The organism is Bradyrhizobium sp. SZCCHNS1050 (assembly GCF_032484785.1).
In the GTDB taxonomy this organism is placed as follows: Bacteria; Pseudomonadota; Alphaproteobacteria; order Rhizobiales; family Xanthobacteraceae; genus Bradyrhizobium.
In genome coordinates this window covers 58,586-63,281 of the sequence record NZ_JAUETR010000003.1, presented here as the reverse complement: position 1 = coordinate 63,281, position 4,696 = coordinate 58,586, and the positions used below count along the sequence as shown (strand labels likewise).

Annotated in this window: 4 protein-coding genes; all 4 read right to left on the bottom strand. The window is 63.5% G+C overall.

The features are described 5' to 3' along the window. Positions 1-43 precede the first annotated feature (43 nt). The 4 genes from QX094_RS32305 to QX094_RS32290 all read right to left on the bottom strand — a co-directional run bounded on the left by QX094_RS32305 (position 44) and on the right by QX094_RS32290 (position 4,684). Positions 44-1,006 (bottom strand): TauD/TfdA family dioxygenase, encoded by a 963-nt coding sequence (locus tag QX094_RS32305; RefSeq protein WP_315717424.1) that lies wholly within the window; start codon positions 1,004-1,006, stop codon positions 44-46. Positions 1,007-1,092: 86 nt separating this feature from the next. Then, on the bottom strand, positions 1,093-1,821 hold the full coding sequence (locus QX094_RS32300) for a thioesterase II family protein (RefSeq protein ID WP_315717423.1): 729 nt from the start codon (positions 1,819-1,821) through the stop codon (positions 1,093-1,095). Positions 1,822-1,841: 20 nt separating this feature from the next. Then, positions 1,842-2,072, bottom strand: coding sequence for an MbtH family protein (locus QX094_RS32295; RefSeq protein ID WP_315717422.1), 231 nt, complete (start codon positions 2,070-2,072; stop codon positions 1,842-1,844). A gap of 332 nt (positions 2,073-2,404) precedes the next feature. Further along, a complete protein-coding gene (locus QX094_RS32290; protein WP_316184434.1) occupies positions 2,405-4,684 on the bottom strand; it encodes a TonB-dependent receptor in 2,280 nt (759 codons plus the stop codon). Positions 4,685-4,696: the final 12 nt, after the last annotated feature.

The window sequence follows — 4,696 nt, the reverse complement described above, 5'->3', positions numbered from 1 at the left end:
CTTGCGAAGGGTCCGATAGCGGCTGCTGGTCGACTGCGCGGATTCAATTGACGCGATGGGCTTGCGCCATCGCGACGATCACCCTGCGCGGCCCCTTGAACGGCTCGCGCGCGTGCGCCGTCAGCATGTTGTCGAGCATGACGACGTCGCCGGTCTGCCAGGGAAAGACGATCTTGTGCCGGTCGAGCACGGCTCTGACCGTGGCCAGCGTCTCGTCCTCGATCGGCGCGCCGTCGCCGTAGAACGCATTGCGCGGCAGCTCGAGCGGATCGCCGACGATGTCGAGAAGACTTTCCCGAACCTCGGGCGCGAGGCTGGAGACGTGGAACAGATGCGCCTGATTGAACCACACCATGTCCCCGGTCACGGGATGCACCGCCGTCCCCTGGCAGACCTGCCGCGTCCGTAGCTCGTCGCCATCCTTCCATTCGCAGGCGATTGCATGGGAGGCGCAATAGGCCTCGACCTCGGCCTTCGACTCCGTGCCGAACACCTGTCGCCAGTCGACATCGAGTCCACTGCCGTAGTTGCGGACATACATGACGCCCCGCTCGGCGAAGCGGTTACGGATCGCGGCCGGCATGTCGCGATGGATCGACCGGCTGTCGGCGACCGGCGTCTCACCGCCCTGCTGTGCCGCCTGCTGGCAATAGAACCAGATCTTCATCGGCCAGTCGCGCGTATAGGCCTGCTCGTTGTGCAGCGGGATGCTCTGGTGCGGCGGATATTCGGTCGAGGTGTAGACGCCGGCGCTGACCTGCGATCGGGGCGTCGAGCCGAATTCATAGGACAGCAGCGGATGGCCGAAGCTCGCGGCGAAGCTCCTGAACGCCTCGGCGCCGTCGAGATGGAAGCCACGGAAGAGAATTCCGCCGCACGCATATAGCTGGCGCTCGATCATGTCGCGGACCTCGCTCACGGCCTCCATCAGCGGCTGCTGCGTGCGGCTGGCCCGCAGAAGGAACGGCAGCGATTCCTGTTCTATTTTAGATTGCGTCGCGAACATGACTCCTCCCCCTCTTCCGTCGATTTCAGCATCGAAGTCTCTTCACCAGCCGGCTTCCCGGCTGGGTCCTGCTTTCGGCACGCCGCTCAAGGCCCCGCGCGAGCAACGGCGAGTCCCGGCCATGCCCCACGTGCCAGCAATGCGGCAACGAGCTTCAGCAGATCCGCCTGTCGGCTATGGATGAAGAAGTGGTCGCCCGGCAGCATGTCGCGACCGAACGCGCCGGAGGTCTCGGCCCGCCACGCCTCCAGTGCCTCGGCACGCGTCTCGTCGAGATCTCCGCCGAACACGTGCAGCGGACACGGCAAGGGCCGGCGCCGCCGATAGACGTAGTTTCCGCACATCAGGAAATCGGCTCGCAGGATCGGCAGCGTGCCGCGCATGATCTCCATGCTCTGCAACGCCTCCGGCGGCGTGCCGTTCAGCCTGAGAAGCTCCTCGCGCAATGCGTCGTCACCGAGCGGCTCGCGCCAGCGGCTGCCGTCGCGCACGGCCGGCGCCTCCGTTCCGGACACGAGCAGCATCTGCGGCTTTGGCGCGCCGAGCGCGAGCAGCCTGTGCGCCAGCTCGAAGGCGAGCAAGCCGCCGAGGCTGTGCCCGAACAGGACGTAAGGCTCCGCCAACGGCGTCCCGATCAGTTCGGACGCGAGCTGATCGGCCAATGCTGCCGCGTCCGTTTGCAGCGGCTCGTCCATCCGCGCGCCCCGTCCGGGCAGCTCCAGCGGCACGATTTCGATCCAGGACGGAAGAGCTCTCCTCCAGCGCGCATAGACCATGGCGCTGCCGCCGGCATATGGCAAACAGATCAGCCGCATGGCAGCCAGCCTCCTTCGCTTCAGGATTCGGCAGAGGCCTGGGCGTTCTCCTGCATGAATTTCCGCAGCGAGAGCGGCCGCATGTCGGTCCACACCTGTTCGATATGGTCCAGACACTCCTTCTTGCTCCCGGTCACGCCGACGGCCGTCCACCCGTTCGGGATGTCCTTGAACGTCGGCCAGATCGAATATTGTTCTTCGTGATTCACGACGACGGTGAAGGTGACGTCATCTCTGTCGAAGACCATCATGCCCGGCTACTCCTACTAACAAACGACGTTGATGAACTACGAGTAATGCAGTTGATAATGACAGTCAAAAGGATACCGCCGATCGAAGTTTTTAATCTCTCCAAGGTGACACGTAGGTGACGATTCAACATCAGGATGCATCGGCTCCAACGAGATGATTTGCTGACCCGATCGCGTTGTCACCGCGGAGATGATCACGCCTCAACGCGATCGATGAGTTACGCAAATCTTTATCAGATTGGAATTGAACGCCGTCCGCATCGCGCAGACTAACAAGGCCGCCGCACAATGGCCGTGCGGCGGCCTCATCATCGCCAACGCGTATCGACGTCCTAGAAATTGAACGTCGTGGACACGAGATAGGTGCGCGGCGCCCCCAGGGTGATCACACCGCTATAGGCCGACGCCCAATAGGCCTTGTCGAATACATTCTCGACGCTCGCCCGCAGCACGATCGGCTTGCCGTTCCAGGGCGAGGTGAAGGTGTAGCGGGCGCCCAGATCGACGCGCGTCCAATCCGGCAGCGAGAGTTTGTTGGCCGCGTCGACATATTGTGCACCGGTGTAGACGACTCGCCCCGTGAGCGTCAGATCCCGCACGAAGGGTGTATCCCACTCGGCGCCGAGATTCACGGTGAGCTCGGGCACGCCGATCGCCCGCTTGCCGTCCGTCAGGCCGCCCGAAGTCTTCTCCTGTACGCCGTGAATATACGCCGCGCCCCCCAACAGCCGCAGCGTCGGCGTGACCTCGCCGAATACGTTGAACTCGGCGCCCGTATTGCGCTGCCGGCCATTCAGCTCTTGAGTCAGCACTCCCCCTGAACTCGTGGTAATCACGCTTGGGCGTGAGATATCGAATGCGCTGACCGTGGTCGTGATTCGGCCGAAGTCGACCTTGATGCCGGTCTCGACCTGCTTGGTCTGCCCTGGCGGGAAGACCGTGCCGCTGTTGGCATAGCCGGCGGCAACGACGGTCGGGGTCTGCAGGCCCTCGATGTAATTGGCATACAGCGACACAAACTCGACGGGCTTGACCACGAGCGCATAGGCTGGCGTCCACACCGAGGTGTCCTCGAACGGGCGGCTCGATGCTGGAGTAACGAGATTCGTGACTTCCGTTCCCGCCGTTTGTCTGCGCACACCGACGGTCAGTTGAATCCGCTTGTTCAGCAGCGACATCGTGTCGGAGACGCCGATGCTCCAGAGATTTGCGCCGACGGTCTGATTGGCCTGGAGCGTCGGAAAGCTTGGCAACGCGATGTTGGTCGGCTCGCTGTAAAGGCTCCAGTTGGGCATCTTGCCGGAGACCACCTGCTGGGTATAGGTGCGGTCGGTGATGGAATAGCCGACATTGACGGCATGGTTGATCGGGCCGGTATCGGCGGTCATGCGCAGGCCAGCCTCCCCGGCGTACGTCTTGTACGTCTCGCTTCCCGTTCCAGGAGTCCCGGACAACAGGCCGGCGTTGCTCGAGAGCACCGGCGACGGATAACGGTAGTTGATGTTGCTGTCGTGATAGCCGAATCCGGCATAGGCGGTGATACGATCGTTGAGATCGACTTCGCCTTTCACCGTCGAGAAGAAATCGGTCGGCGCATAATACGCCCACGGCACCTGGAAATTGGTGCCGGACGACGGTGGCGACGGAATGCTGGTGACAGCAGTACCCACGCCGAAGAATCGCAGCGGCGGATTCAGCTTGTCCGCCTGATAGCCGACATCGGCGTCGATTCGGACATTCTCGCCATGATAGTCGACGGCGAGATGGGCGTTGCCGAACTCGTCGGTCTGCCGGTTCCAGGGTGTATCGCCGTTCGAATACTTGCTGTTCAGCCGTACGCCCCACTCCTTGTGCTCGCCATAGCGGCGGCCGACGTCGATCTGCTCGCCGAATTGCGTCTTGGACGCATAGGTCGCCGTTAGCTGCGTGATGTCGGTGTCGAGCGCGTGCTTGGTGACGAGATTGACGCTGCCGCCGACCGCGCCGCCGCTTGAGGCGCCAGTGCCGCCGACCGTCATGCCGTTGAGCAGAGCCGCCGGCCCCTTCAGCAATTCGACCCGTTCGATGAAATTGGCGCCCGTCGAATAATATGGCGCGATTCCGGCCAGCCCGTTCAGGGCGTAGTCGCCGCTGTCGTAGTAGAAGCCGCGGATGAACAGGCTGTCGGCGCCGCCGCCGGCGGCTTGGATCGTGCGCACCGAGGGATCATTGATCAGCACGTCGCGGATCGTGCGCGCCTGCTGGTTCTGGATCAGCTGCGAGGTGAAGCTCGTCTGGTTGAAGGGCGTGTTCATGACGCCGCGGTTGCCGAGGAGTCCGAGGCCGCCGCCGCTCGCGACCTGGCCGCCGGCATAGGGCGACGGCGGCGCACCGACCGTTCCCGTCGACGGCGTCACATAGGCCACCGGGGCGGTCGGCGGCAGGTTGCGCGGAGCGACGCGGCGCTGCTGAGCGGTCCGCGTCGCGGTCGTCTGCGGTCTCGAGGCGGTCTGCCGGACTTTCGGCTTCGGCGCGTCGACGGTCACATCGGGGAGCTTGGTCTGCGCAAAGGCCGATTGAACGCCTCCGACATTCAGCGTGAGCGCCAATGAGCTCACAAGTCCCAACGACATCGTCAATCCAAC

Excerpts from the sequence above, each read along its gene's own strand:
- QX094_RS32290 (WP_316184434.1), bottom strand. The coding sequence starts at position 4,684 with ATGTCGTTGGGACTTGTGAGCTCATTGGCGCTCACGCTGAATGTCGGA.
- QX094_RS32305 (WP_315717424.1), bottom strand. The coding sequence starts at position 1,006 with ATGTTCGCGACGCAATCTAAAATAGAACAGGAATCGCTGCCGTTCCTT.
- QX094_RS32295 (WP_315717422.1), bottom strand. The coding sequence starts at position 2,072 with ATGATGGTCTTCGACAGAGATGACGTCACCTTCACCGTCGTCGTGAAT.
- QX094_RS32300 (WP_315717423.1), bottom strand. The coding sequence starts at position 1,821 with ATGCGGCTGATCTGTTTGCCATATGCCGGCGGCAGCGCCATGGTCTAT.